This window comes from Streptomyces sp. SudanB5_2050, from assembly GCF_964272335.1.
Taxonomy (GTDB): Bacteria; Actinomycetota; Actinomycetes; order Streptomycetales; family Streptomycetaceae; genus Streptomyces; species Streptomyces rochei.
This window is the reverse complement of sequence record NZ_OZ186760.1, coordinates 5,001,690-5,027,498: the sequence shown is the minus strand read 5'-3', so window position 1 is coordinate 5,027,498 and position 25,809 is coordinate 5,001,690. Positions and strand designations below refer to the sequence as shown.

The 25,809-nt window shown below is 70.7% G+C and carries 27 protein-coding genes; 6 read left to right on the top strand and 21 right to left on the bottom strand.

What is annotated here, in order from left to right; translation table 11 throughout:
* Positions 1 to 152: 152 nt before the first annotated feature.
* Genes ACFZP7_RS22565 through ACFZP7_RS22555 form a run of 3 tightly spaced genes read left to right on the top strand, consistent with a single transcriptional unit; the run spans position 153 to position 3,702 of the window.
* The gene (locus ACFZP7_RS22565) at positions 153 to 677 is read left to right on the top strand and encodes a PadR family transcriptional regulator (RefSeq protein ID WP_029394156.1); all 525 of its coding nucleotides are present in this window, start codon (positions 153 to 155) and stop codon (positions 675 to 677) included.
* Positions 674 to 1,363, top strand: a complete 690-nt coding sequence (locus tag ACFZP7_RS22560; RefSeq protein ID WP_019329196.1) for an ABC transporter ATP-binding protein — start codon at positions 674 to 676, stop codon at positions 1,361 to 1,363. Before ACFZP7_RS22565 ends, ACFZP7_RS22560 begins: the two co-directional genes overlap by 4 nt.
* Positions 1,360 to 3,702, top strand: a complete 2,343-nt coding sequence (locus tag ACFZP7_RS22555) for an ABC transporter permease (protein ID WP_385635421.1) — start codon at positions 1,360 to 1,362, stop codon at positions 3,700 to 3,702. The genes ACFZP7_RS22560 and ACFZP7_RS22555 overlap by 4 nt, the downstream gene beginning before the upstream one ends.
* A 68-nt stretch (positions 3,703 to 3,770) precedes the next feature.
* Here the strand turns inward: ACFZP7_RS22555 and ACFZP7_RS22550 are convergent, their stop codons facing one another.
* A complete protein-coding gene (locus ACFZP7_RS22550) occupies positions 3,771 to 4,709 on the bottom strand; it encodes a LysR substrate-binding domain-containing protein (protein WP_019329194.1) in 939 nt (312 codons plus the stop codon).
* A 137-nt stretch (positions 4,710 to 4,846) separates the two neighbouring features.
* Between ACFZP7_RS22550 and ACFZP7_RS22545 the strand changes: the two genes are divergently transcribed.
* Positions 4,847 to 5,401, top strand: a complete 555-nt coding sequence (locus tag ACFZP7_RS22545) for a peroxiredoxin (protein ID WP_019329193.1) — start codon at positions 4,847 to 4,849, stop codon at positions 5,399 to 5,401.
* Positions 5,402 to 5,407: 6 nt separating this feature from the next.
* Entirely contained in the window at positions 5,408 to 5,944 is a 537-nt protein-coding gene (locus tag ACFZP7_RS22540) for an alkyl hydroperoxide reductase (RefSeq protein ID WP_019329192.1), read from the top strand.
* A gap of 88 nt (positions 5,945 to 6,032) precedes the next feature.
* Here the strand turns inward: ACFZP7_RS22540 and ACFZP7_RS22535 are convergent, their stop codons facing one another.
* The 11 genes from ACFZP7_RS22535 to ACFZP7_RS22485 all read right to left on the bottom strand — a co-directional run bounded on the left by ACFZP7_RS22535 (position 6,033) and on the right by ACFZP7_RS22485 (position 18,065).
* Positions 6,033 to 7,451 (bottom strand): AI-2E family transporter, encoded by a 1,419-nt coding sequence (locus tag ACFZP7_RS22535; RefSeq protein WP_385635419.1) that lies wholly within the window; start codon positions 7,449 to 7,451, stop codon positions 6,033 to 6,035.
* A gap of 152 nt (positions 7,452 to 7,603) precedes the next feature.
* Complete coding sequence (locus ACFZP7_RS22530; protein ID WP_031018917.1) at positions 7,604 to 8,299, bottom strand: transglycosylase SLT domain-containing protein; 696 nt, start codon at positions 8,297 to 8,299, stop codon at positions 7,604 to 7,606.
* A gap of 413 nt (positions 8,300 to 8,712) precedes the next feature.
* Positions 8,713 to 10,038 (bottom strand): PhoH family protein, encoded by a 1,326-nt coding sequence (locus ACFZP7_RS22525; RefSeq protein ID WP_019329189.1) that lies wholly within the window; start codon positions 10,036 to 10,038, stop codon positions 8,713 to 8,715.
* 1,295 nt (positions 10,039 to 11,333) lie between these two features.
* Positions 11,334 to 12,125, bottom strand: coding sequence for a methyltransferase domain-containing protein (locus ACFZP7_RS22520; RefSeq protein WP_385635416.1), 792 nt, complete (start codon positions 12,123 to 12,125; stop codon positions 11,334 to 11,336).
* 181 nt (positions 12,126 to 12,306) lie between these two features.
* Positions 12,307 to 13,179, bottom strand: a complete 873-nt coding sequence (locus ACFZP7_RS22515) for an LLM class flavin-dependent oxidoreductase (RefSeq protein ID WP_385635414.1) — start codon at positions 13,177 to 13,179, stop codon at positions 12,307 to 12,309.
* 47 nt (positions 13,180 to 13,226) lie between these two features.
* Positions 13,227 to 13,916 carry a hypothetical protein gene (locus ACFZP7_RS22510; RefSeq protein WP_385635412.1) on the bottom strand — a complete coding sequence of 230 codons (690 nt, stop codon included), beginning with the start codon at positions 13,914 to 13,916 and terminating at the stop codon, positions 13,227 to 13,229.
* Between the two features lie 8 nt (positions 13,917 to 13,924).
* Entirely contained in the window at positions 13,925 to 14,518 is a 594-nt protein-coding gene (locus tag ACFZP7_RS22505; protein ID WP_385635410.1) for a hypothetical protein, read from the bottom strand.
* A 91-nt stretch (positions 14,519 to 14,609) separates the two neighbouring features.
* Positions 14,610 to 15,968: a putative T7SS-secreted protein gene (locus tag ACFZP7_RS22500; RefSeq protein WP_385635408.1), complete on the bottom strand. Its 1,359-nt coding sequence runs from the start codon at positions 15,966 to 15,968 to the stop codon at positions 14,610 to 14,612.
* The gene (locus tag ACFZP7_RS22495) at positions 15,965 to 16,282 is read right to left on the bottom strand and encodes a hypothetical protein (RefSeq protein WP_030969441.1); all 318 of its coding nucleotides are present in this window, start codon (positions 16,280 to 16,282) and stop codon (positions 15,965 to 15,967) included. Before ACFZP7_RS22495 ends, ACFZP7_RS22500 begins: the two co-directional genes overlap by 4 nt.
* Positions 16,283 to 16,386: 104 nt before the next feature.
* Positions 16,387 to 17,364: a hypothetical protein gene (locus ACFZP7_RS22490; protein ID WP_385638508.1), complete on the bottom strand. Its 978-nt coding sequence runs from the start codon at positions 17,362 to 17,364 to the stop codon at positions 16,387 to 16,389.
* Positions 17,365 to 17,405: 41 nt separating this feature from the next.
* Positions 17,406 to 18,065 (bottom strand): hypothetical protein, encoded by a 660-nt coding sequence (locus ACFZP7_RS22485; protein WP_385635406.1) that lies wholly within the window; start codon positions 18,063 to 18,065, stop codon positions 17,406 to 17,408.
* A 269-nt stretch (positions 18,066 to 18,334) separates the two neighbouring features.
* On the opposite strand from ACFZP7_RS22485, the gene ACFZP7_RS22480 reads away from it, so the two are divergent.
* Positions 18,335 to 18,727 (top strand): DUF192 domain-containing protein, encoded by a 393-nt coding sequence (locus ACFZP7_RS22480; protein WP_322501372.1) that lies wholly within the window; start codon positions 18,335 to 18,337, stop codon positions 18,725 to 18,727.
* A 44-nt stretch (positions 18,728 to 18,771) separates the two neighbouring features.
* Here the strand turns inward: ACFZP7_RS22480 and ACFZP7_RS22475 are convergent, their stop codons facing one another.
* The 9 genes from ACFZP7_RS22475 to ACFZP7_RS22435 all read right to left on the bottom strand — a co-directional run bounded on the left by ACFZP7_RS22475 (position 18,772) and on the right by ACFZP7_RS22435 (position 25,808).
* Positions 18,772 to 19,314 carry a hypothetical protein gene (locus ACFZP7_RS22475; protein ID WP_385635404.1) on the bottom strand — a complete coding sequence of 181 codons (543 nt, stop codon included), beginning with the start codon at positions 19,312 to 19,314 and terminating at the stop codon, positions 18,772 to 18,774.
* Positions 19,315 to 19,322: 8 nt separating this feature from the next.
* The gene (locus ACFZP7_RS22470) at positions 19,323 to 19,943 is read right to left on the bottom strand and encodes an OmpA family protein (RefSeq protein ID WP_127433361.1); all 621 of its coding nucleotides are present in this window, start codon (positions 19,941 to 19,943) and stop codon (positions 19,323 to 19,325) included.
* Positions 19,944 to 19,951: 8 nt separating this feature from the next.
* A complete protein-coding gene (locus ACFZP7_RS22465) occupies positions 19,952 to 20,530 on the bottom strand; it encodes a hypothetical protein (protein WP_030969429.1) in 579 nt (192 codons plus the stop codon).
* Between the two features lie 33 nt (positions 20,531 to 20,563).
* Entirely contained in the window at positions 20,564 to 21,157 is a 594-nt protein-coding gene (locus ACFZP7_RS22460) for a pilus assembly protein TadG-related protein (RefSeq protein WP_109203872.1), read from the bottom strand.
* Complete coding sequence (locus ACFZP7_RS22455) at positions 21,154 to 21,351, bottom strand: Flp family type IVb pilin (protein ID WP_030969427.1); 198 nt, start codon at positions 21,349 to 21,351, stop codon at positions 21,154 to 21,156. Before ACFZP7_RS22455 ends, ACFZP7_RS22460 begins: the two co-directional genes overlap by 4 nt.
* A 135-nt stretch (positions 21,352 to 21,486) precedes the next feature.
* A complete protein-coding gene (locus tag ACFZP7_RS22450) occupies positions 21,487 to 22,290 on the bottom strand; it encodes a response regulator (protein WP_385635401.1) in 804 nt (267 codons plus the stop codon).
* A 32-nt stretch (positions 22,291 to 22,322) separates the two neighbouring features.
* Entirely contained in the window at positions 22,323 to 23,813 is a 1,491-nt protein-coding gene (locus ACFZP7_RS22445) for a sensor histidine kinase (protein WP_385635399.1), read from the bottom strand.
* Between the two features lie 143 nt (positions 23,814 to 23,956).
* Positions 23,957 to 24,850 (bottom strand): DUF5936 domain-containing protein, encoded by an 894-nt coding sequence (locus ACFZP7_RS22440; protein ID WP_385635397.1) that lies wholly within the window; start codon positions 24,848 to 24,850, stop codon positions 23,957 to 23,959.
* 13 nt (positions 24,851 to 24,863) lie between these two features.
* Positions 24,864 to 25,808: a type II secretion system F family protein gene (locus tag ACFZP7_RS22435; protein WP_019329172.1), complete on the bottom strand. Its 945-nt coding sequence runs from the start codon at positions 25,806 to 25,808 to the stop codon at positions 24,864 to 24,866.
* Position 25,809: the final 1 nt, after the last annotated feature.

Below are 25,809 nucleotides of genomic sequence, written 5' to 3'. Positions count from 1 at the left end.
GCTTTCGCACTCTCGCCGCGGGGGCTCAGGCGCGGCTCGCGCCGTAGCGGAACCGTGACAATCGCCTCCGACCTGGGCACATCCACGCGCGGCCATGACCTCCGCACGGTGCGTATACACGGCGCGTATACACCGTGTGTAGAGTGCTCGGCATGTCCATCGGTCACACCCTCCTCGGGCTCCTGGAGTCCGGACCGCGCCACGGTTACGACCTCAAGCGCGCCTTCGACGAGAAGTTCGGTCACGACCGGCCGCTGCACTACGGCCAGGTCTACTCGACGATGTCCCGCCTGCTGAAGAACGGCCTCGTCGTCGTCGACGGCATCGAGACCGGCGGCGGCCCCGAACGCAAGCGGTACGCGATCACCGACGCCGGCATCACCGACGTACAGCGGTGGCTGGCGACGCCCGAGAAGCCGGAGCCGTACCTCCAGTCGACCCTCTACACCAAGGTCGTCCTCGCGCTGCTCACCCACCGCGACGCCGCCGACGTCCTCGACACCCAGCGTTCGGAGCACCTACGCAGCATGCGCATCCTGACCGACCGCAAGCGCAAGGGCGACCTCGCGGACCAGCTCATCTGCGACCACGCCCTCTTCCACCTCGAGGCCGACCTGCGCTGGCTGGAACTGACCGCCGCGCGCCTCGACAAGCTCCGTGAGGCGGTGGCCCGATGACCCCTCCCGCCGGTTCCCTGCTCTCGGCCGAGCACCTGCGCAAGGCCTACGGCCCGACCCTCGCCCTCGACGGCGCCGAGTTCTCCATCCACCCCGGCGAGGTCGTCGCCGTGATGGGGCCCTCCGGCTCCGGCAAGTCGACGCTGCTGCACTGCCTCGCCGGCATCGTCACACCCGACTCGGGCACCATCCTGTACGCCGGGCGCGAGCTGTCCGCCATGAGCGACGCCGAGCGCAGCGCGCTGCGCCGCTCCGACTTCGGGTTCGTCTTCCAGTTCGGCCAGTTGGTGCCGGAGCTGACGTGCGTGGAGAACGTCGCCCTGCCGCTGCGGCTGAACGGCACCTCCCGCAAGGAGGCCGAGCGGGCCGCGCTCGGCTGGATGGAGCGGCTGGAGGTCGACGACCTCAGGAAGAAGCGGCCGGGCGAGGTCTCCGGCGGCCAGGGCCAGCGGGTCGCGGTGGCCCGTTCGCTCGTCACCGACCCGCGCGTGCTCTTCGCCGACGAGCCGACCGGCGCGCTGGACTCCCTCAACGGCGAGCGGGTGATGGAACTGCTCACCGACGCCGCCCGCTCCACCAACGCGGCCGTCGTCCTGGTCACGCACGAGGCACGGGTCGCCGCCTACTCCGACCGCGAGATCGTCGTCCGGGACGGCAGGTCGCGGGACATGGAGCGGGTCGTATGAGTGTGCGCCAGTGGGCAGCCGACCTCGGGCTGGGCATCCGCTTCGCCTTCACGGGCGGCCGGGAGGGCTGGACGCGGGCCTTGCTGACGGCCGTCGGCGTCGGGCTCGGCGTGGCCCTGCTGCTGCTGACGACGGCGATCCCGAACGCGCTGGAGGTCCGGCACGAACGGGAGGCGGCTCGCTCCGACATCACCTTCGCCCTCGACCCGATGCCGAAGGCGAAGGACACGCTCGTGATCGCCAGGGTCGACGACTACTTCCGCGACGACGACGTCCGGGGCCGGGCCATGGAGCCGGAGGGGCCGCGGGCACCGCTGCCGCCGGGGGTGGAGAAGTTCCCGGCGGTGGGCGAGATGGTGGTCTCCCCGGCCCTGAAGGAGCTGCTGGAATCGGACTCCGGCGCACTGCTGCGCGAGCGGCTGCCGGACCGGATCATCGGCACGATCGCGGAGGAAGGGCTGATCGGCTCGGCCGAACTCGCCTTCTACCGGGGCGGGGAAGGGCTCGCGGAGCAGATCACCCCGGGCCGGATCGAGCGCATCGACCGGTTCGGCGACCCGCAGCCGGGCGAGGAACAGTCCGACCCGGTGCTGCTCCTGCTGGTCCTCGTCGTCTTCGTGGTGCTGCTCATGCCGGTGGCGGTCTTCATCGCCGCCGCCGTGCGCTTCGGCGGCGAGCGGCGGGACCGGCGGCTCGCGGCGCTGCGGCTGGTGGGCTCCGACAGCCGCATGACCCGGCGCATCGCCGCCGGTGAGGCCCTGGCCGGCGCGGTGCTCGGGCTGGTCTTCGGCGCCGGGTTCTTCATGGTCGGGCGGCAGCTCGCCGGTAACGCCGAGGTGTATCGCATCAGCGTGTTCCCCAGCTACCTCAACCCCTCGCCCCTGCTGGCGCTGCTGGTCGCGGTGGCGGTGCCGGCGGCGGCGGTGCTGGTGACGCTGTTCGCGCTGCGCGGCGTCGTCATCGAGCCGCTCGGCGTGGTGCGTGCGGGCCGGCCCCCGCGGCGCCGGCTGTGGTGGCGGCTGCTGCTGCCGCTGGCCGGGCTGGCGATGCTCTACCCGATGATCGGCGACGGCCGCGAGAACGGCGACTTCAACCAGTACCTGGTGACCGGCGGTGTCGTCCTGCTCCTGGTGGGCGTGACCGCGCTGCTGCCGTGGATCGTGGAGAGTGTCGTCGCCCGGCTCGGTTCCGGCGGGGTGGCCTGGCAGTTGGCGGTGCGCAGGCTCCAGATGAGCAGCGGCACGGCGGCCCGCATGGTCAACGGCATCGCGGTGGCCGTCGCCGGGGCGATCGCGCTGCAGATGCTGTTCGCCGGCGTGGACGACGACTACACCAAGTCCACCGGGCAGGACGTGTCGCGGGCGCAGATGGAGGCGACCCTGTCGAGCGGTGTCCCGATGGCTGCGGCCGCCGAGAAGTTCCGCGACACCGAGGGGGTGAAGGCGGTCTACGCCTTCTCCGAGGGCTACCTGGGCGACCGCGCCCAGGAGCCGGAGCACGGGACGACGATCACCGTGGGCGACTGCGCGTCGCTGCGGGAGATCGCCGGGCTGCCCTCCTGCGCGGACGGTGACGTGTTCGCCGTGCACGGTGCCGAGTGGGACACCGGGGAGGACATGACGAAGCTGGCGGCGCCCGGCCGGAAGCTGTACGCGGACCCGTCCTACGAGGGCGGCCCGAAGCGCCACGAGGTCCCCTGGACGGTGCCCCAGGACATCAAGGCGGCGAAGCCGCGTGAGGGTCTGGCGGCCGGGACCGACCGGGGAGGCTTCCTGATCACGCCGAAGGCGGTGCCGGACGCGCTCGCCCCGGCTCTGGACGGGCACGCCTATCTGAAGCTGGACCGGTCGGTGCCGGACGTGCAGGACCTGGTCCGGAACACCGCGACGGCCATCGATCCGCTGGCGTCCACCGTGACCTGGGCGGAGACCGAGCGGGCCGAGCGCTTCGACGCCATCCGCACCGGTCTGTTCGTCGGGGCGGCGTGCGTGCTGGCGCTGATCGGCGCCAGTCTGCTCGTCTCTCAGCTGGAGCAGCTGCGCGAGCGCAAGAAGCTGCTGTCGGCCCTGGTCGCCTTCGGCACCCGGCGCCGCACGCTGAGCCTGTCGGTGCTGTGGCAGACGGCGATCCCCATCGTGCTCGGTCTGCTGCTCGCCTCGGCGGTGGGGCTGACCCTGGGCACGGTGCTGCTGAAGATGACGGGCACCCCGGTCCGCGTCGACTGGGTCGGCGTCCTGTCCATGACCGGCATCGGCGCGGCGGTCGTCCTGGCGGTGACGCTGTGCAGCCTGCCCCCGCTGCTGCGTCTGATGCGGCCGGAGGGGCTGCGCACGGAGTAGGCCCACCACTCCGCCGCGATGCGAGTGAGCGACCGCCCGTCCGCACGGACGGGCGGTCGCTCACTCGCTCACTCGCTCACCGTGCGGACGGGCAGGTCCGCCATCGCCTCGCGCAGCGCCGCCGCCAGTTCCTCGTACTCCGCCGAGCGGGCCGCGCCGGTGCGCATGGCGAGGGCGACGCGGCGGGTGGGGGCCGGGTCGGCGAAGGAGCCGGTGAGGAGCTGACTGGAGCGGGAGGTCTCCACGCGGACCGCCGTGCGCGGCAGCAGCGTCACCCCGAGCCCGCCGGCCACCAGCTGCACCAGCGTCGACAGTCCGGCGGCCGTCGTGGTCGCGGGGACGTCCGCGCGGCCCGCCTCCCGGCAGATGTCGAGCGCCTGGTCGCGCAGGCAGTGCCCCTCGTCGAGGAGCAGCAGGTTCAGCTCGCGCAGCACCGAGCGGTCGATGCCCTCCCGGCCGCCGAGCCGGTGGTCGAGCGGGGTGACGAGCACGAAGTCCTCGTCGAAGAGCGGGAGTTCGGCGACGCCGGGGACGCCGAGCGGCACCGCCAGCAGGAGCAGGTCGAGGCGGCCGGTGGTGAGCCCGTCCAGGAGGCTCGCGGTCTGCTCCTCGTGCACCTGGAGGTCGAGGTCGGGGTACCGGTCGTGGACGAGCCTGAGGACCGTCGGCAGCAGGTACGGCGCGACGGTCGGGATGACGCCGAGCCGCAGCGCTCCGGTGAAGGGGGCGCGTACCGCCTCCGCCTCCTCCAGCAGCGCGCCGACCTCCGCCAGTACCGCCTTGGTCCGCACCGCCAGCCGCTCCCCCGCCGGGGAGAGCAGCACCTTGCGCGTCGTACGCTCCAGGAGGGTGACACCCAGTGCCTCCTCCAGGGCGGAGACGGCGCCCGAGAGTGCCGGCTGGCTCATCCCGATCGCGGCGGCGGCGTCGCGGAAATGCAGGTGCTCGGCGACCGCGTCGAAAGCCCGCAGCTGGGCGAGGCTGGGCTGCCTCTTCTTACCCGACACTAATAGCCACCTCCGATCAACCCGACCGAGTGTAGCTATTTCCCTAATCAATGCACCCTGTGCCAACATCAACACCGTCCAACCCATGGGAAACACTCGCAAAATGGGTGTTTCTTCGCTGCACTATTGGAGAGCGCGTGCTCACTGTCGGTGACAAGTTCCCCGAGTTCGAACTGACCGCCTGCGTCTCGCTGGAGAAGGGCAAGGAGTTCGAGCAGATCGACCACAAGACCTACGAGGGCAAGTGGAAGGTCGTCTTCGCCTGGCCCAAGGACTTCACCTTCGTGTGCCCGACCGAGATCGCCGCCTTCGGCAAGCTGAACGACGAGTTCGCCGACCGTGACGCCCAGATCCTCGGCTTCTCCGGCGACTCCGAGTTCGTGCACCACGCCTGGCGCAAGGACCACCCGGACCTCACCGACCTGCCCTTCCCGATGATGGCCGACTCGAAGCACGAGCTGATGCGTGCCCTCGGCATCGAGGGCGAGGACGGCTTCGCGCAGCGCGCCGTCTTCATCGTGGACCAGAACAACGAGATCCAGTTCACGATGGTCACCGCCGGCTCCGTCGGCCGTAACCCCAAGGAGGTCCTGCGGGTCCTCGACGCCCTGCAGACCGACGAGCTCTGCCCGTGCAACTGGAGCAAGGGCGACGAGACCCTGGACCCGGTCGCGCTGCTCTCGGGGGAGTGAACTGACATGTCGCTCGACTCCCTGAAGTCCGCCATACCGGACTACGCCAAGGACCTGAAGCTCAACCTGGGCTCGGTCATCGGCAACTCCGACCTCCCGGCGCAGCAGCTGTGGGGCACCGTGCTGGCGACCGCCATCGCCTCGCGCTCCCCCATCGTCCTGCGCGAGCTGGAGCCGGAGGCGAAGGCGAACCTCACGCCCGAGGCGTACTCGGCCGCCAAGTCGGCCGCCGCCATCATGGCGATGAACAACGTCTTCTACCGCACCCGGCACCTGCTGTCGGACCACGAGTACGGCACCCTGCGCGCCGGCCTGCGGATGAACGTCATCGGCAACCCGGGCGTCGACAAGGTCGACTTCGAGCTGTGGTCCTTCGCGGTGTCCGCCATCAACGGCTGCGGCATGTGCCTGGACTCGCACGAGCAGGTGCTGCGCAAGGCCGGTGTGGACCGCGAGACGATCCAGGAGGCGTTCAAGATCGCCGCCGTGGTCGAGGCCGTGGGCGCCACGCTGGACGCGGAGGCCGTGCTGGCCGCGCAGTAGTCCCGCACGGGATCGCGCACGCGACGGGCCCCGCTCACCGACCGGGTGAGCGGGGCCCGTCGCGTCGTCGTGCGGGCGGGGAGCGACGCTACGCCGGGGAAGTGCCGTTCGACGGCCCGTCGCCCCTGTGCTCGGCCGGCGGTTCGGCGCCCGCGTCCGCGGCGGCTCCCGAGGTCGCGGAGCCGTCCGGAAGGGCCGGTGACGCGTCCGTGGCCGTCGCGCCGCGCGGCTTCGGCGCCTGCCGTACGGCGGCCTCCCGGGAGTACGCCCGCAGATAGCCGACGACGGTGTTCGTCACCGCCACCAGCGGTACCGCGACCACCGCCCCGCCGATGCCGGCCACCATGCCGCCCGCGGCCACCGACAGCACCACCGCCAGCGGGTGGACCCGCACCGCGCGCCCCAGGATGAACGGCTGGAGGATGTGGCCCTCGATCTGCTGCACGGCCAGCACCACGATCAGCGTCATGACGGCCGCGAACACGCCCTGCGTCACCAGCGCCACGACGACCGCGAGCGCACCCGAGATCACCGCGCCGACCAGCGGGATGAAGGCGAACAGGAAGATGAACACGGCCAGCGGGACGGCCATCGGCACGTCCAGGAAGTAGATGCCGAGACCGATGAAGATGGCGTCGATCAGCGCCACGATCACCGTGCCGCGCACATACGCCGTCAGGGTGCGCCAGGCGCGCGGCCCCGCGCCGGCCACGCCCGGCCGGGCCGCCGCCGGCACCAGCTTCAGCGTCCACTGCCAGATGCGCTTGCCGTCGTAGAGCAGGAACAGCGTCGAGAAGGCGGCCAGCAGGATGCCGGTGAGCGCCTCGACGACGACCGTGACGCCCTCCAGACCGGCGGACGTTATCTGGTCGGTGTTGGCGCCGACGGCCTCGCGCAGGTTCTTGGCGATCTCGTTGATCTGCTTGTCGGTGACGTGGAACGGGCTGTTCAGCAGCCAGTTGCGCAGTTCGTCGATGCCGTCCTGGACCTGGTCGGAGAGGTTGTCGATGTTCTCCATGACCTGCCAGGTCACGAACCAGCCGATCAGCCCCATCACGACGAAGCCGAGGATCGCGGTCAGCGCGGTGGCCGGCCCGCGCGGCACGCCGAGGCGGCGCAGCCGGGCCACGGTCGGCTGGAGCAGCGCCGTGATCAGCAGTGCGGCCACGAACGCCAGCACCACCAGCTGCACGGCGCTGATGACGCGCATCAGCACCCACACGGTCCCCGCGAGGACCAGCAGCCGCCACCCGGCCTCCGCGGCGACCCGTACGCCCCAGGGGACGGCCTGCGCCGGATCGGGACGCTGGTGGACGACGAACGGCTGCGGCGCCGCGGTGTGCTCCGGGGAGGCTTCCTGCCGCGACAGCGGTGCGTGGAGGGCGTCCGGCGCCGGTTCGTCGTCCGGGCCCTCTCCCCGCGCCTCTTCCCGGCGCTGCTCCAACCGCCTGCTCATCTGCGTCAGTCCGGCGCCGAGCCGACCGAGCCACCCTGGCACTCGCGACATGATCCGTCCTCTTCCCCCGTCTTTCCCCACCACTCCCCCCTGGAGTCGTTTCGGTCCGACCGTACATCGCGGGCACGCCGAAGCCCCTCACCGAAGGACGGCGAGGGGCTTGGCGAGGTTGAGCGGTGGGGCCGGACGGCGCCGGGCCGGGCTCAGTACCAGTGGTTGGCCTGCCAGAAGGTCCAGGCGTCGCACGGGCTGCCGTAGCGGCTGTCCATGTAGTTGAGGCCCCACTTGATCTGGGTGGCCGGGTTGGTCCGCCAGTCGGCGCCCGCCGAGGCGTACTTGCCGGCCGGCAGGGCCTGGAAGAGGCCGTAGGCGCCGGAGGAGGGGTTGACGGCCTTGTAGTTCCAGCTGGACTCGTGGTCCACGATGTTGCTGAAGCACTGCCACTGGCCGCTGGGCACCATCTGACGGGCCATCGCCTGGATCTGGCTGGTGCTGTACGAGCTCTGGACGGCGAAGCTGGTGGCCTCGCGCTCGGCGTCGCGGCTGGCCGCCTTCTCGGCCGCCTCGCGCTTCTTGGCCTCCTCGGCCGCCTGCTTGGCCTTCTCCTGCTTGGCCACGGCGGTCTCGGCGGCTGCCTTGCGGGCCGCCTCCTCGGCGTCCTTCTTGGCGCTCGCGTCCGCGGCGATGGCCTGTACGTCGGCCTGCTGCGTCAGGGACGCGGTCTGCACCTGCGCCTGCTCGCCCATGGGGATGTCCGCAAGCAGCGTCGTGCCGGCTGCTGTGGCTTCCGCGTCGTTGTTCTGCGCGGTGCTGCCCGAGGCAACGCCGACGACACTTCCGACAGCGGTGACCGCCGTGGCCGAGGCCACTGCGAATCCCCGGACCGAGATCCGGCTCACACGGTTTCCTTCCAGCATCGCCCGCTTCGGTGACCCTCGCGGACGCAATCGTGCCCCTGGCACTGGCCTCCCCAACTACGGGTCACGGGAGGCACGGGCCCGGTGGACAACTCCCCGCGAGGGGAGCGCCGCGTGGTGCTCGGGCGGCATACGACGCTGCTATGGAGTTGGGACTGGTGCTTCTGTCGTGCTGCCGTACCGCTGGGGGTACAGCTGTGTCGTATGCGGGGCCTGACAGGAACGAGACTCTGCCGTAACCCGACGGGGTGAAGCAATTCTGTGTTGCGTGTGAAAGCTCACATCTCGTTTGGTCCAGGTGATTCTCGGAAAGCCACACACGCCGAGGCGCCGCCCGGCTAGGCTCTTCGCCTTCCGGACGGCGCCGGTGTCACGCCGATGTCACGCGATGTGGGTCAGATGTGGCCGTCCTCCAGCATTTCGGTCACGAGCGCGGCGATCTGGGACCGTTCGGACCGCGTCAGGGTGACGTGCGCGAAGAGCGGATGCCCCTTCAGCTTCTCCACGACGGCGACGACACCGTCGTAGCGCCCCACCCGCAGGTTGTCCCGCTGCGCCACGTCGTGGGTCAGGACGACCCGCGAGTTGGCGCCGATGCGGGAGAGCACGGTCAGCAGGACGTTCCGCTCCAGCGACTGGGCCTCGTCCACGATCACGAACGCGTCGTGCAGCGAGCGTCCGCGGATGTGGGTGAGCGGCAGGACCTCCAGCATCCCGCGCGCGGTCACCTCCTCGATGACCTCACGGCTGGTGACGGCCGACAGGGTGTCGAAGACCGCCTGCGCCCAGGGGCTCATCTTCTCGGCCTCGGAGCCGGGCAGATAGCCCAGCTCCTGCCCGCCCACCGCGTACAGCGGACGGAAGACCATCACCTTCTGGTGCTGCCGCCGCTCCAGCACGGCTTCGAGCCCGGCGCACAGCGCCAGCGCCGACTTGCCGGTGCCGGCCCGGCCGCCCATTGACACGATCCCGACGTCCGGGTCGAGGAGCAGGTCGAGCGCGATCCGCTGCTCGGCGCTGCGGCCCTTGATGCCGAACGCCTCCCGGTCGCCGCGCACGAGGCGGACGCTGCCGTCGGGCGTGACCCGGCCGAGGGCCTTGCCGCGCTCGGACTGGATGGTCAGCCCGGTGTGCACGGGAAGGCCGGCGGCCTCGGGGACGAAGACCCGCCCCTCCTCGAAGAGGATGTCCACCTGTTCACCCGGGAGGGTGAGTTCGGACATGCCGGTCCAGCCGGACGCGTCCGTGATGGCCAGCTCCGCGCGGTACTCCTCGGCGAGGAGTCCCACGGAGGACGCCTTGATCCTGAGCGGGAGGTCCTTCGACACGACGGTGACGTCGTACCCCTCCGCCTGCAGATTGCGGGCGACCGCGAGGATGCGGGAGTCGTTGTCCCCCAGGCGGTAGCCGGTGGGCAGCACGCTGGGGTCCGAGTGGTTCAGCTCGACACGGACGGTGCCGCCGAGATCCCCGATCGGGATGGGGGCGTCGAGGCGACCGTGCCGCACCCGGAACTCGTCGAGCAGACGCAGGGCCTGCCGGGCGAAGTAGCCGAGTTCGGGATGGTGCCGTTTGGCCTCCAGCTCCGTCACCACGACGATCGGGAGCACGACCTCGTGCTCGTCGAAGCGGTTCAGGGCGTTCGGGTCGGCCAGCAGGACGCTGGTGTCGAGAACGTAGGTGCGCCGATCTGGCTTGTGGCGCTTTGTGCTGGTCACCACGGAAGGACGTACCCCCTCGGATGAGGTCGGGGAGCGACGGAGTGGACGCTGGGCCGGGAGAGCGGGAGCGAGCCGACCGGTCGACGGCCGCCCTGCACCGGCGCGGGCCGCGAGCCGGCCCTCCGCCACGTCTTCCGTGCCGTGACCGCACGGTGGGGCTGGTGCAAAGGGCCTCCCGGGCGGACGGCTCCGTGCCGTCCGCTGAGATGCGACGCCCGTGGTTCGGGCGTCGACCTGCTTGGCTTATGCCCTCGAACACACGCCGCCATGCAACGACCCAGGACGACGCACCGGTGAACTCCTCATGACGTGCGCCCCTCGGGAGCCGCCCGAGTCCCGCCCGGTCCTCTTCCCCGTCCCCTTCCCCGGGATCACCCCGGCCCCCGTCTCCGGGAGCGCACAGAAAACGGGCCGGTCCGTGGGGGGGGGATACGGACCGGCCCGAGGGGGGGTTTCCACCATAACCCTTCGTAAGGAATGTCGCGCGCATCGGCGTGCCACAACTACTCTCCGAAATCATCCGGCGACGCCCGGAGGGCCCCGGAAGCACCTATTCCGCCGCGAATCGTGGCCAAAAGAGAGCGGATGAGGAGAAGAAGGGGAGAGGAGAGGGAGAAAGGGCTGCGTCGCGAGTGCACCGGGGGGCGGTTCGGTGGCATCCCCACACACCGGCACCCGCGTCACGAGCCGCCGGCCCGGCCGCCCGCACTTCCCTCCACCGGGTGACTCCCCCGGCGGGCTGCCGCTTGACCCGGCACCGCGCAGCCCCCTCCACTGCGCGGTGCCACACGCGCAGCTTTGCTCACGCGAATTACCTGGCACCGAACTTACGTGATCGGGCGGCGCGGAATCGAGGCGAGACGGGCAACGATGGATAACGATGTGGAAACCCTGTGAGGATGGGTGGGCGGTTCCCCACCCTCCCTCCACGCATGCGGTTGTTTGTGCGGCTGTTTGCGAAGGCGTGCCCATACGTCCGGAAGATCCCTGCTCCGGGCAGGCCACGCACCGGTGATGCCGGAGAGTCCGTCCGGGCCACCGACCTCACCACCCGCGCCCCCTCCCTGACACCGCCTCATGACGAGGGCGTGGAGGGCCATGTGACGGACGGCGAGCGCGGGCCGCCCCTCGACCGGCGGTTCCCGGCCAAGTCCGCCCGAACGGGCACGCCGGCCGCCGAAGCGATCGGAGCGGTGCCCGGCGTCCACACCCGCGTCGTCCCCTCGGCGCAGCCACCGGTCGGCCTGGGGACCGACAGACGGGTCGCCGTCGCCTACCGACGGGGCTTCCGTCGCCTACCGACGGGGTTTGCGGGCCTCGATGAGATGCCGCGCGCTGTGGGCGACGAACGGTCCCTCGGCCTCGATGCGCTCGTGCAGCTCGCGGAGCCGGTCCCGGTACGCCTCGACGGTGAACCCGGGCACCATCCACACGACCTTGCGCAGGAAGTGGACGACGGCGCCGATGTCGTGGAACTCCATCCGCAGCCGCTCCGCCCGCAGGTCGACGACCTCCAGCCCGGCGGCCTCGGCGTCGGCCCGCTCCCCGTCCGGGTGCCGGGCGTCGCGGCTCTCCTCCGGCTGCGGCCCGAGGAAGAACTCGACGACCTCGAACACGCTGGCGGGTCCCACGTGCTGGGCGAAGTACGTACCGCCGGGCGCGAGGACGCGGGCGATCTCCGACCAGTGCGGCGCGACGGGATGCCGGCTCACGACCAGGTCGAAGGCCCCGTCGGCGAAGGGGAACGGCGCGTCGTCGGGCGAGGCGACCACGGGTACGCCCCGGGGGCGCAGCAGTGCGCTGGCCTTCGCGACGTTGGGCGGCCACCCTTCGGTGGCGACCAGGAGGGCGGGCCGGCCGGGCGCCGCCGTCCCGAGGGCGAAGTCCAGCACCTCCCCTCCCCCGGTCTGCACGTCCAGCACGGCACCGGCCCCGGCGAGCCGCCCGCCCAGGGCGCGCGCGTACCCCCAGGAGGGTTGTGCCTCGGTGGCCCTCCCCTCGAACCACGAGAAGTCCCACCCTTCGGTGGGGACGGCGGCGCCCTCGGCCACGAGGTCGTCGAAGGTACGGGAGGTGGGTGGTGCCATGGGAGTTCTTCCGATCGGCGTGCGTCTGCGCGGTGCGGGTCGGGTGGTCGAGGGACGGGGGCGGGGACGGTGCACGTCGCTCGGGGGCGAGGGCGGTGTACGTCGCTCGGCGCGACGGCGCTCTCAGGCCGCCCTCATCCCCTCATCCCTCAGGCCCTCAGGCCCTCAGGCCCTCAGGCCCTCAGGCCACCATGGGGCCGATCTCCTCGGCGACGAAGCGCACGAAACCCTCCGGGTCGGGCTCATAACCGGTCGGCTGGAGGATGACGGAGTCCGCGCCGGCCTCGGCCAGCCGCCGTACGGCCGCGGCGACGGCTTCCGCGTCCCCGGCCACGCCGAGCCCCGGAACGGCGTCGTCCCCTTCGGCGACCAGCTCGGCCCGCAACCGTTCGTGGGCGTCGGCCCCGGTGGCGGCGAGCAGATAGACGACGACCTTGTGGGCGTCCGTCCGCCCGGCCGCCGCACGCCCTTCGTCGATCAGCCGCCGGGCCCGCCGTACGCCGTCCGGCGGGGTGGACGCGGTCAGTACCGTCCCGTCGGCCGCCTCACCGGCCAGCCGCAGCGAACGCGGGCCGGTGGCACCGGCGAGCACCTCGACCCCCTGCCCCGGAGGCCAGTCCAGCGCGACGTCGTCGAGCCGGACGTACCGTCCCTCGGTCGTCACCCTCTCTCCCGCCAACAGGGCTCGCAGGGCGAGCAGGTGCTCCCGCAGCAGGGTGACGGGCGATTCGACCCGGGCCCCGACCTGCCCCATCCAGTCCTGCACGCCGTGCCCGACGCCGAGGATCGCCCGGCCGGGGAACATCCGGTGCAGCGTGGCGGCTTCCATCGCGGTGATCGCCACGTTCCGCAGGGGCACGGGCAGCAGTCCCACGCCGACCCGCACCCGCTCCGTCCACGCGAGCGCGGCGGCGGCCGTGGAGATCCCGCCCTCGCGGAAGCAGTCCTCCCAGAGCCACAGCTCCTCCAGCCCGGCCTCGTCGGCGGCACGGGCGACGGCACGGAGGCGCTCGGGGGCGAGCTGGGGGCGGAACACGGCACCGAGTCCAGTCATGAGCCCTTCCTACCGGGGGCTCCGTCGCCGGACAACCGCTTTACGGGTCAGTGCCTCAGGGTGCCCAGGGGCTTCTCGAACCGCACCGTCTCGACGACCTGCCGCAGGATCGTCCGGTACTCCTGCCGCCGGGCGGTGGCGGTGGTGCTGAGCGTGAGGACGGCGAGGCGGCGGCAGTCGGGGTGAGGGAGACGGGCGTGGATCTGGAGGAGGGGGAGCTGAGGGAGACCGCTGTCCGCCGCCGGGCGCAGCACGGACTCGCTGAGGGTGAGGGGTCCGGTCGGCAGATCGACGTACTCGATGTGTTCGTGGTCCACGAGTTCGGCGGCGACACGGGCCACGGTCGCCGCCCTCGGGGCCGCCGAGGTGTCGCGCCAGGTGACGGTGAGCAGGGAGAGCAACGGCTGCGCGCCCCCGCCGGCCGGTCCCCGGACGTCGTCGCGGTGCAGGCCCACCGCACAGTGAACGGTGCCGAACTCGCGCAGCGCGCCGAGCATCCGCTGGCCGGACGCCAGGAGCGCGACGAACTTCTGCCGGGCCATCTCGGTGGGCGCCGATTCCAGCAACGGCGCGACGGCCGTACGCAGAGCATCGGCCCCCGGCGTCCCCGGCTCGGCGAGCAGGTTGTCCAGCGGGAGAGGCAGAAACCCGGGCGGTTCGGCGAACCAGAGTTCGGCGTGGGGGTCGTCGACGGACTCGTGGACGAGGATGGCGGCGGACTGCACGGCGTGGCTCATCTCGGGGCTCAGGGTTGGACGGGGCGGACGCCTGCGCGTCGTCCGCGCTCGATGTCATCGGGAGTAGCGCCCCAGTCGGCGAAACGCCAGCCGCTTCGCACGTGCATCCGCTGCTCGAGGACATGCAGTCGGCGAGGAGCGGTGCCACGGCGGGCAGGAGCGGCGACAAGCCCGATGAATCGGGGATCACCGGCGAACCAGAGGGTATCGATCTGGGCCTTCAGATGAGGTTTTGCCCGGGGGGCCATGCGGCGGGCCCACCAACTCCTGCGGAGGTGACGTGGGAATACAAGCGGCAGAGGCTGTTCCCGGAATGCAGGGTTGGGGAACTCGAACCAGCCGTACTGCTCACTCACCACGTCGGGCCTTCTGGTCAGCCCTCGCGGGACGCTCCGCAGGATTTGCCACGGATACGCTCGCAGGACACGGAGCATCAAGAAGGCCGAGGCGAAATACTTGCATTGCGTCAACACCCGGTAAGCGCCGTAAAGGAAGTAGGGCATGAAAGCCCATACGACCCAGTCTGGTGTGTAGGTGGAGACCACCAGCAGCAGGACCCAGCCGCCGGCCCAGCCGACCAAGCCGATGATGTTCATGATCATATGCAGGATCCACGCCCGTCGTGTCGGGGGGTGATTCCATGCGACGGCACACGCGACAGGGTCCACTGCTGCTTTCTCTCCCTGTGAGGCATCAGAAGACATGACGAACGAGACCGATGATTCCCCCGCTGTCAAGGATTAGGCGGGAACCATCGATGCCTGCGACGGCACCATCCTTGATACCGTCATCGTCAGCATCCACTGCTTTGGAGTAGAGCCCGACACCGCCCGTAGCAACGCCCGTTAGACCGGATGCCGCAACCACTGCCTTTGCCGCCTTTTCCGGATTGTTGAATCCGCGAACCGCTCGCGCAACAAATCCGTTCTCCAGAGCGACAATGCGCTCAGCTTCATCCATGGACTTGGAACCGTAGGTGGCGGCCTTCTCCCAGAACCCCAGCGTCTGCGCCCCCGTCCGAACAGCGTCCGTGGCTTCGATTCCACCCTTCACTACAGCTCCCAGCCCCGGCAACGCACCGGCAAGGTCCGCACCGACCGAAACGGCGTTGCTCCAGAAGTCGGCGTCGAACTCGCCCTTGGTGAAACCGTCTCGAAGCGACGCACGGGTTTCCGGATCGCTCAGCCGCAGGACGAGTGCCGTCGCGCTCAGTCCCGATGCCGTGAGCATCAGCGCGGCCACCGTCGCGATGCCCCAGCCCAGAGGGCCAGAGAGGAGAAGCGCCACGACGCCGATGAGTCCGGCGGTGAAGCTGAGGATGTCCGGCAGGTTGTCGCCCAGCCAGTCCAGTACCTCGTCGAACCACCCCGGCTCGTGCGGCACGAGCTTCTTCGTGGCGTCGCGGATCTTGCCGGCCCGGTGTCCGGCCTTCCGCTCGTGCTCCTCGGCCAGACTCTTCGCCTTGCCGATGACCTTCCGCAGTTCCGTCTCGGCGTCGTCCAGGTCACCGTTCGCACGCGTCAGGGCCTTCCGCGCGGCCTCGCGATCGGCGCCGTCGGCCTGGAGGCCGGGGTCCTCGCCCGCCTTGTCCGCCCGCCCCCGCGCGCGGTCGACCGCGGCCCGGGCCTCCTTCGCCTCCTCCTCCAGCCTCCTGGCGCGCCGCTGGAAGTCGTCGAGTTCGCCTTCCCAGTGGCCCAGCTGCTTGGCCGCCTTGCGGACGGAGTGGGCCGCGTTCTTGAGGTTGAGCGGCAGCGGGCCGCCGTCGAGCTGCTCGCGGAAGGCGACCGCGGCATCGCCCTGCCAGTAGCTGCCGTCCAGCAGTTTGGTGACCGTGTCGTAGGTGTCCTGCAGCACCTTGGCGCAGCCGCTGAGCTTCTTCCGCAGGCTCCGCACCGTCTCCGTGTCGCCCGGTACGGGGTTGAAGCCGAGGTGCGGGTAGTCGGGGTTGGGGATGCGCGGGGCCGATTTGAGGCCCTGGGGCTTGTCCAGGTCGGCCCGGGACCGGGGGTCCAGGGCGGCGCCGTACTCCTCCTGTCCGGAGGTGGCGCTCACTTCGCTCCGCCGCTCTCGGCCTCGCGCGACTTCCGCACCGCTTCCTCGAGCGCCTTGTCGACCTCGCGGTAACCGTCCTTGCTCTTGCCGATGATGTCGGCGAGGTCCTCCGTCTGCTTGCCGATCTCCTCGGATCCGTACTTCCAGTCGTCCTGGAAGGCTTCGCAGGCCGAGTCGAGGTCGTCCGTGCCGAGGCCGTGGACGGTCGCGTCCGACAACGCCTTGCGGACGCCGTCGAGCGACGTCGACGACTTCCTCAGCGACTTCATGAAGCGCCCCAGCTCGTCATCGTCGACCACCAGCCGCCCCGCCATGCGCCCGTCCCCTCTCCGGTCCACTGCACCGAAGAGGGGAACGACGGCATCCGGTTTTTGTGGCGTGTGCGCGGTTCCTTACGCACGGAGGGCTGGTGCGGACGTCAGCGGTTGACGGCCTGGATCTCCTGGACGACGACGTCCTGTGTGGCGCCGAACGTGCCGTCGGGAAGGTCGCCGCCCGCGCCATCACTACCGGTCCAGTGGATCTCCCAGGTGACCGTCGCCTGGAGCGGGAACGTGCCGTCGCCCGAGGACCGCAGGTACTTCACTCCGCACGGCGGTGTGTCGTTCGCCTTGCCCTTCGCGTACGGCTCGCCGATGCGACCGTCCTTGATCTCGCAGACGCCCGAGGCCGGGTACACCTCGGCGTCCGGGGTGCCGGGCTCGATCCGCAGGGAGACCGGCTCCGCCGTGGCCGTCGCCTCGACACCGATCTCCGGCACGGAGGCGGTGACGGAGACCGGCTTGAACTCGGCGCCGTCCAGCCACGCCCAGGTCGGCAGGTTCACCTTGGTGGCCTCCGCGGGGGCGAGTGTCACCTCGGTGCCGGGGACGCGGATCTCGGCGTAGGCGAGCTCGGCGAGGACCTCGGGGGTCACGGCGTTCTCGATGTCGGCGGGAGGGGGGTCGTCGAAATCCACCCAGAAGTAGTCCTCGTCGCAGGAGTCCCAGCCGGGCGGGTAGCTCTTGTCGACGTAGGAACCCCACCAGTAGCCCTTACCGGACTTGTCCTTGTTGAAGCCCTTCTTCTCGTCGTCGGCGTTGTACTTCTCCCGCTGGTCGGCGTCCCACTCGTAGCCCGTGGAGCCGGCTTCCCAGATCGGCTCCAGGTACTTCTGCAGTTGTTCGGGGGTGTACTTCGGGGCGTACCAGCAGGGCGGCGGGCTCCAGGACGTGGACGACGTCAGGGCTCCGACGGAGTCGCCGCCGCCGTTCTTCGAGCGGTCGAAGACAACACCACCGACGGTCACGGACACGGTGCCGTCACCGCCGACTTCGGCTTTCTGTCCCGTCGACCCTCGGGTGCCGCCCTCACCGCGCCCGCCGGCGAGCGCGGTGGGGGCAGCGATCAACGGCACACTGGCGAGTGCGACAAGTGTCGCGATACGCAGGCTTTTCCTCACGGTTGGCACGTTTCGCTCCCCCGGTCCGACGCGATGTCGGTGGTCTGCCACACACCCTCGGCGTTCTTGGCGAGTTTGGTGTTGTAGAGGACGTAGCTGTCCGCCGTCGTCGGCGTTTCTTCGACCTTGCCCGTCTTCTTGTCCTTGATGAACGACTTGCTTTCGTCCGAGCAGTAGGTCACGTACGCCTGGTTCTCGTCGACGAGATTCACCTTGTAATCGAAGTACCGGGTCTCGCCGACCCAGGTGCGCTTCTTGTCGACGTATCCGAGTACGTACGTGATCGAATCACTCAGGGCTGACTCGGTGTTGTAGAAGCCGAGGGCCTTGGTGTCCGTGCTGCCGCTGAAAATGGCCTCGTCGACGGAGTTGACGCCGAGCGTGCTGTCCTTGAGTACCGCGTCTTTCGTCGTGTCCCCAGTCTTCTGGTACTCGAAGACGTTCTTGGCGTCAGCAGGGAAGGTGATCTCCGGGCGACCACCGGTGTCCGAGGCGCTGGGGCTCGGGGAGGCCGGCTTCTCACTCCCCGTGTCCGCGCCCGCGATCTTGTCGTTGTCGCTCGCGGGCTTGTCGTCGCTTCCGCACGCGGACAGCGTCAGGGCCGCTGCGGCGGTCAGCGTGAGCGCTGCGAGGAGGGTGGGGCGGCGGCGATTCACGGTCGGCTCCTGGTGGGGACGAGGCTTCTCTCGAGCGAAGCAACGCTATCCAGCGGGATCGGACGGCACCAGGGTGGAAGCCGAGCCCCCGTGGTGTCCGTGGGACTCAAAACGGCCTTACATGTGCCTTCTTGGGCAGTAACGATTGCGTCACGCAACCGCGCGGCTGCAAAGGGGCCCGGTCGTCCGCGTTGGGCCCGTGGGCCCATGCCGGGGCCGGGACGTGGCCGCTACGTTCGGGGCGGGATGCGGGCGGGGAGGAGGCCGGTATGGGGCAGCGGTGGCGGGACGGCGTGGGTGAACTGGTGGTCGGCGAGGAGGCCGGGGGCGGCGGTGTCCGCGTGCCGTTGGAGATCGCTGGCTCGTACCGTGCCCGTACCCGAGGACTGCTCGGGCGGGACGCACTCGACGGGGCGATGCTCCTCTCCCCCGCCGGCAGCGTCCACACCTTCCGGATGCGGATGCCCATCGACGTCGCCTACCTCGACCGGCGGCTCGTCGTCATCGCCGTGCGCACCATGCGGCCTGGACGGCTCGGGATGCCCCGGTTGCGTTCCCGGCACGTTCTGGAGGCGGAGGCCGGGGCGATGGCCCGGTGGGGGGTGCGGGCCGGGGCGCGGGTGCGGATCGAGGCGGCGCAGGCCGGTACGGCGGTGCGCTGAGCCGAGTGGGTGCGGTGCCCGACCCGTGCGGCTCCGTCTCGGCGTCACGGGGAGACGACGTGCAGGAGGGCCGTGCCGTCCGGTCCCGTCGACGCCTGGATGACGACCGCGTCGGGCTGAGCGCTGGGCCGGGTGCCGCTCACCGCGCCGCAGGAGGTGCCGCTGCCGTTCTCGCGGAGCGCGGTGACGCAGCCCTGGCCCGCGCCGCTCGCGCCGCCCTCCGCCCGGCCGTTGCCCGACTTCAGGGTGTACTCGACCTCGTCGCGGCCCACCTCGGTCACCGACAGCGTCACCGGTCCGCCCGGGCCCTGGAAGCGGACGGTCACGGGCCGGGCCACCGCGACCTCGCAGTTCGCGTCGGCGCAGGCCCGGATGTCCGCTCCGTCCGCCGCCGAGACGGAGGGTGCCGGCGTCGACCGGGACGCGGAGGGGCGCTCCCGTGCGGACGCCGGTGCGTCGTCGGACGGGCTCGGGCTGTCGCAGGCGGCCAGGGCGAGGGCGGTCGTCAGGACGGTCAGGAGGGTGGGAGCGGCCGGTGGCGGACGGCGGCGGTGCCGTTGCCCGGCGGTGGTCGTGGGGTGCCGCATCGGTTCGGTCAGCCCTCCGTGCGCGGGAAGGAGACCTCCACCCTGCGGTTCTTCTTGCGGCCTGCCTCGGTCGAGTTGTCGGCGATGGGGTACTGCTCGCCGTAGCCGCGGACCTCGTAGGTGATGCCGGCGTCGTTCAGGGTCTCGGTGAGGATGTCGTGCACGGCGTTGGCGCGCTTCTTGGAGAGGACGTCGCCGTGGGCGGAGGAGCCGAGGTTGTCGGTGAAGCCGAAGACTCGGACGCGGGTGGCGTTCTGGTTCTTGATCTCCTCGGCGATGCCGGTGATGCGGGACTTGGCTTCGGCGCCGAGCTTCGCGCTGTCCTTGCCGAAGAGGACCTCTGCCTGCAGCGCGAAGGTGACGCTGGTGTTGGTGTCCTCGCGGCGTTCGTCGCCGCTCTGGTCCTCGACGACCGACTTGATGTCCAGCACCTTCGCCTGCGCGAGCGTGGCGCCGTCCGGCAGCTTGAGGTCCGGGTCGTTGGGGTCCACCTTCACGGGGGCGGCTGCGGAGATCTCGGTACCTGGGGGGTCGTCGTCGGCGTGGGCCGAGGCGGCGCTGTAGAGGCTCGTCGCGAGCAGCACGGTGGTGGTGCTGAGGGCCAGGGTGAGACGTGGGGTCGAGGTCATGGCCGGGCTCACCCTGAGATCTCGATGAGGGCTGTCGAGAACATGGGCAGCTGGAGGGTCAGCTCGGTCGCAGTCGCGGGAGGGGCGGGAAACTGCATGAACACGGGCAAGGTCTCTCCGGCCTTCACTGCGGAGAAGTTGGTTGTGGTGAGCGGGCGGCCCTCGGTGTCCCGCAGTACGTAGTAGCGCTTCTTCCCTTTGGAGTCCACCAAGGTGGCACCGCCGAGGGACCTGCCGTTCCGGATGATCTCGGTCTCATTGCCGCTCAGCTGCGCCGGCACCGTGACCGTCTTGTCGCCGTCGTTCTTCAACTCGCCGCTCACCGTGACAAAGCCGCCTGAGTCACGCTGTGCGCCGGTGACCTTCAGAATCAAGCCAGAGGGGCCCTTCAGCTCGGCCAGCGGCTCTTCCGACGCTTCTTCGTGAGCTTCCGGCTTCGACTCACTGCTTCTGGACGAGGACGCAGATGCGTCCGGCTTGTCATCGTCACCACTCCCACCACAAGCAGATACGCCTACAACCAACCCGATGGCTACGGGCACGGCGACCAATCCCCTGCGGACCCTGGCTGTAATCCCCATACTCATGACTCCGCTTTCCTTCGTACTCGACATTCCGCGTCAATCGGCCAAGTGGACGTCGAAGAGGTCCTCGGGCTTCGGCAGGTCCACGAGGTCGTCCGGCTTCAGCTCCCACTCCTCGCCCTCGCACGAGAGCGTGGGAAGCACATCGCCATCGGCGTCTTCGCCGGGCAGTTCGAACGAACAGCGAGCTTCGATGACCGCGGTGGCGGACTCTGTCGCATGCCGAGTCTCCGTGCCGGGGACGATCGTGTCCCCGACGGTCTCCTTGGTTTCCGCCACGACGGTGTAGCCCAGCGGTCCGTCCGGGTAACACTGCACATCCGCCCCATTGCGGGCCGCCAGTTCCTGGGCACGCCAGCACGTGCCGGCGACGGGCGCATCCCCGTCGAAGATGCCTTGCCATGATTCAGGCTTCAGGATGTTCGTGAGCCATTGATCGGCAAGCTGGTCCCGCGTTTCCAGGGCGGCCGCGAGCGCGGCAGCGTCGGCGGCGGTCTGGGCGTCACTACGAGTCGCTGCGGCCTGGCCCACGGCAAAGTACGCGAACGCGAGAAGGAGCAGGCCTCCCACCACGGTGATGTAGATGGGAAAAGCCTGCCCCGCGTCGTCGAGTCTGCGATCGAACGTCAGCCGCCAGTGACCTCTGTGATCTTGTCCGTGATCGCGTTGTAGATCGACTGCCCGATATCCGTCCCCGTGATGGCCAACACGATCGCCACCACCACCGCGATGATCCCCAGGTACTCCACCGCCGTCTGCCCCTGGTCGTCGCGGGCCGTGCGGGTGTGCAGGTGGGCGGCGATGGTGTGGAGCCAGTTGGTCATGGTGTTCCCCTCCAGGGTGGGCGGTGCCGTGGCCGTCGTCTGGAAGGTAGGGCTCGCGGGTGCTCCGGTCCGAGGGTCCGTGGGCCCAAACGGGGGCCCAAACGCGGGCGGCGCGTCGCGTCTTGTCCATCGCGGTCACCCCAGACCCAGCCACTTGGCGGTGGCCTCGGAGCGGCTGGTGCTGTGGAGCTTGGCGAAGATGCGGTTGATGTGGTTCTTGACCGTCTTCTCGCTGATGAAGCAGGTGGCGGCGATCTGCTGGTTGTTCATGCCGGTGGCGATGAGATCCATGATCTCCACCTCCCTCGCGCTCAGTCGGAACCTCGTCCTGTCGGCAGCAGCACCCGAGGGAGACTGTGCCACAGACGGTTGCAGTTGCGAAAGGGTTTGAGGGGAAGTGGTCCATATGGGTTGTGCCGGAGGGGTTGTTGACGGGGCGTTGGTGTGTGCAGTCGCGTTTGCTCGGGGGGTCTCCCGCAACTGTGTCAGCAACGCCCCCGCCGCCGTCGGCGTGAAGTGGGCCCTGCCCTGTCTGACGTCCCGCACCGCCGTCACCAACTGCTCCGCCGTGAACTCGCCGTGGACCAGATAGCCGCCCGCCCCGCGTCGCAGGGCCTCCTGGACGATCTCCGACTCCCTGCTGTACGTCAGCATCATCACCGGAGCGATGTCCACCAGGTACGGAAGGGCCGAGATGCCGTCCACGCCGGGCATCCGTACGTCCAGGAGGACCACGTCGGGGCGGTGCTGCCGGGCCGCCTCGCAGGCCGCGCGGCCGTCGGCGGCCTCGGCCACGACGGTGATGTCCGCGCGGCCGGAGAGCAGGGCGGTGAGTCCGGCGCGGACGACCGGGTTGTCGTCCGCCACGACGACCCGCAGCGGCGCGGGTGGCTCGGGCGTGGCGGCCGGCAGGGGGGAGTGGAGCTGTTCCTCGTGCATCGGGGGCCTCCCTTCTGACGTGAGCGGTGTGGTCACGGGTTCCTCCCGCCCGGCGTCAGCGCGGCCAGGGGCAGGTCCACCCGCACCTCCGTGCCGCGCGGGTGCTCGCCCCGGCCGATGCGGATGCGGGCGCCCACCGACGCGGCCCGTTCGACCATGCCGACCAGGCCGAAGTGCCCGGCCCTGCCCAGCTCCTCGAGGTTCGTACCCTCGGGGAGGCCCTGACCGTCGTCGTAGACGCTGATCCGCAGCGAGCCGCCGTGGACGCCCGCGCGTACCTCGACGCGGGTCGGGGACGCGTGGCGGTGGGCGTTCTCCATGGCCTCCGAGGCGATCGTGAGGAGCTGGCGGGCCACGGACGGTGGGACGGGCGGCACGGGTGAGGTCGGAGTTCCCGCGTCCGTGTCGGTGAAGGTGGCGGGCAGGCCCGTGCGGGCCGCGAAGTCCGCGGTGCGCGAGGCGAGTTCCGCCGCCATGTCCGTGCCGTGGGCCGGGTCCGTCTCGCGGCGCAGGTCGGTCAGGAGGTCGCGGGACTCGGCGGCCGCCCTGCGGGCCGAGCGGGCGACCAGTTCGGCCTGCCGGCGGGCGAGCGCCGGGTCCATGCGGCCGTCGCGCGCCGTGGCGGCCAGCCCCTCGGCCGCCAGGGCGACGCCGTGCAGCGTCTTGGCGACCGAGTCGTGCAGTTCGCGGGCGAGACGCGCGCGTTCCGCGCCCACCGCCTCCGTGACGGCCAGGCGGGCCTGGATCTCGGTCAGGGCCCGGGTGGCGGCGCCGAAGCGGAGGAGCAGGTTGCGGAGGGTGGAGCCGATGGCTCCGGTGATGACGCAGAGACCGGGCAGGAGGAGCGACTCCGCCGGGCCGGGGTTCGGCCGGTCGTCGTTCAGGGTCGCGTGGACCAGGAGCAGGAGCAGCATCTGGAGGGAGGCGAAGAACGCCGCGCCGCGCCAGCCGTAGGCGAGACCGGCCAGGAGCGGGGTGCAGACGCTGACGTACGCCAGTGTGGTGTCGGGGCCGGCCGAGACGAGGAGCAGGAAGCCGAAGAGGGTGTCCGCCGCCAGGAGGGTCGGGTGGCGCAGCAGGAGCGGGCCGAATCGCTCCCAGTCCCGGAAGAGGACGTACGAGCCCATGAAGGTGATGACCACCGCGGCGCCGACCAGTTTGACGCCCAGGCCCGGCCCGGCGTTGAGGAGCGCGGCCGGAGCCGCCACCGCGATCATGGCCAGGCGGAAGCCGAAGACCTGTCGGCACAGGGCCTGCAAGGCGTTCACCTGGAGGGGGATGGCCGGGGCGGGGACGGCGCCGGAGGCGGGGCCGGCCACGGCGTCGAAGGTGAAACCGAGTGGGGGTGGGGGCGCGGTCACGGGTTCGGGGGCGGGAACCTCGGACGCCGGCGCGTGGCGCTCCGGCACGGGTTCCACCGGGTCGGCCGGGCGGTTCCTCGCCGCCTCCCAGCCCGGCGGGAGAGCCGGGTGTGCCGTCGGTGGGAGAGCCGGGTGTGCCGTCGGTGGGTTCGTGATCGCCATGCCGTCCTCGTCCTCCCCTGCTCACCCGTGTCCGAATGCGTGCTCGTGTCCGAATGCGTGCTCGTGTCCGTGGCTGTGTGTGTCGGGTCCGTGGCTGTGTCGGGACCGCGTCGTTCCCGGCCGGTTGGTCGGTTCTCGGGCCGCTACTCCCCCGTGATCGTTCCGAAGTCCGTACCCGAGCCCAGGATCAGGCCCGCGCCGAGGAGGATCATCGTGGCCGGGACCATGAACGTGGTGATCATCATCGTGGCCTTGGGGACCGCGCGGGCGGCCTTGCGGCGGGCGTTCTGGGCGTCCGTGCGGCGCATGTCCTTGGCGAGGGAGACCAGGGTGTCGACGATGGGGGCGCCCAGTTCCTCGCCCTGCTGGAGTGCGGTCACGAACATCGCCACCTGTTCGGAGTCGTTGCGCCGGCGCAGTTCCGCGAAGGCCTGGCGGCGGCTCATGCCGAGGTCCATCTGGCGCAGGGTGATGCGCAGTTCGTCGGCCCAGGGACCCTCGTAGCGCGTCGCCACCCGGTCCAGGGCCTGGCGGAAGCCGAGGCCGGCGCTGACCACCACCGCCAGGACGTCCAGGAAGTCGGGGAGCGTGCGCTCGATCTCGTCCTTGCGGATGCGGATCGCCGACCAGATGCCGACCTCGGTCCAGAAGGCGCCGAAGGCCAGCAGGAGCAGCGCGACGACGAACTGGCCGCGGAGGAGGAAGACCAGGAAGCCGACGGCGCCCAGGAACCCGTAGACGGCGCGGCGGGCGGCGTAGCGGTCGATGGTGAGGCCGCCGGGGTTGCCGGCCAGGTCGATGCGGCGGCGGTACTTGGCGACCAGGGCCGGGCCCATGACGCGCAGCACAGCGGGGGCGTAGCGCATGCCCATGCGGTCGACGAGGGAGTCGACGGCGCCGGTGCGGGTGGAGCCGACCTCCAGGGCGAGGGCGAGGTCGCCGGGGAGTTTCGCCTCCGCCCGGTACATGCGCAGGCCGGCGAAGACGCCCCACACGCTCAGGGCCGCCGTCAGTGCGAGGAGCAGTCCGATACCCATTGCGGCTCCCTTCTCAGACGTCGATGCGGGACAGGCGGCGGATGAGGACGAAGCCGACGGCGTAGAGCGCGAAGGCGACGACGACGGCGACCTGGCCGGCCGGGGAGCCGGTCATGCGTTCCAGGGCGCCGTCCTTCACCCCGTTCATGAGGAACAACGAGCCGACGCCGAGGACGGGGACGGCGTACGAGGTCATGCTGACCTGGGAGAGCTGGGTGCGGACCTCGCGCCGGGTCTCCTTGCGCTCCTCCAGGGTCTCCGTGAGGTTGCGCAGTGCGCTGACGACCTGGCCGCCCGCGCGGTTGGAGAGGACGAGTGTGGTGACCAGGACGACGAGTTCGCGGGAGGGGAGGCGGTCGGCGAGTTCGCCGAGGGCGTCGTCCATCGAGGCGCCGAGGGCGAGCTGGTCGGCGACCTTGCCCAGTTCCTCGCCGGCGGGCGCCTCCAGCTCCTCCGCCGCCATGCCGATGGCGGTGCGCAGGGCGAGGCCGGCCTGGGTGGCGTTGGCGAGGATGCGGGCGAGTTCGGGGAGCTGGTTGATGAACTTCTCGATGCGTTTCTGGCGTTGCCAGTTGAGGAACTGGACCGCCACGCCTATGCCGAGCAGTCCGGCGAGCGGGCCGAAGAAGGGGGCCAGGGCGGCCTGGCCGATCAGCCACAGGCCCGCGACCGTGGCGACCATGTAGGCGAAGAACTCGCCGGGGGTGAGGTCCAGGCCGGTCGCCGCCAGGCGCAGTTCCAGTGTGCGGCCGAGCTTGGTGCGGCGCAGGCGGCGGTCCAGGGCGCGGAAGCGGCGCCTGCGGCCGGCGGGAGGGAGCTGTCCGGCGGCGGAGAGCCGGTCGACCAGGGCCTGGCGCTGGGCCTTGCCGGCGGCGTAGGAGTGCACGCCGGCGACCGCGAGGGCGCAGGTCAACAGCGTGATGCCGGTGGTGAGGGTGACGAGGGTGTCGAGTTCCATC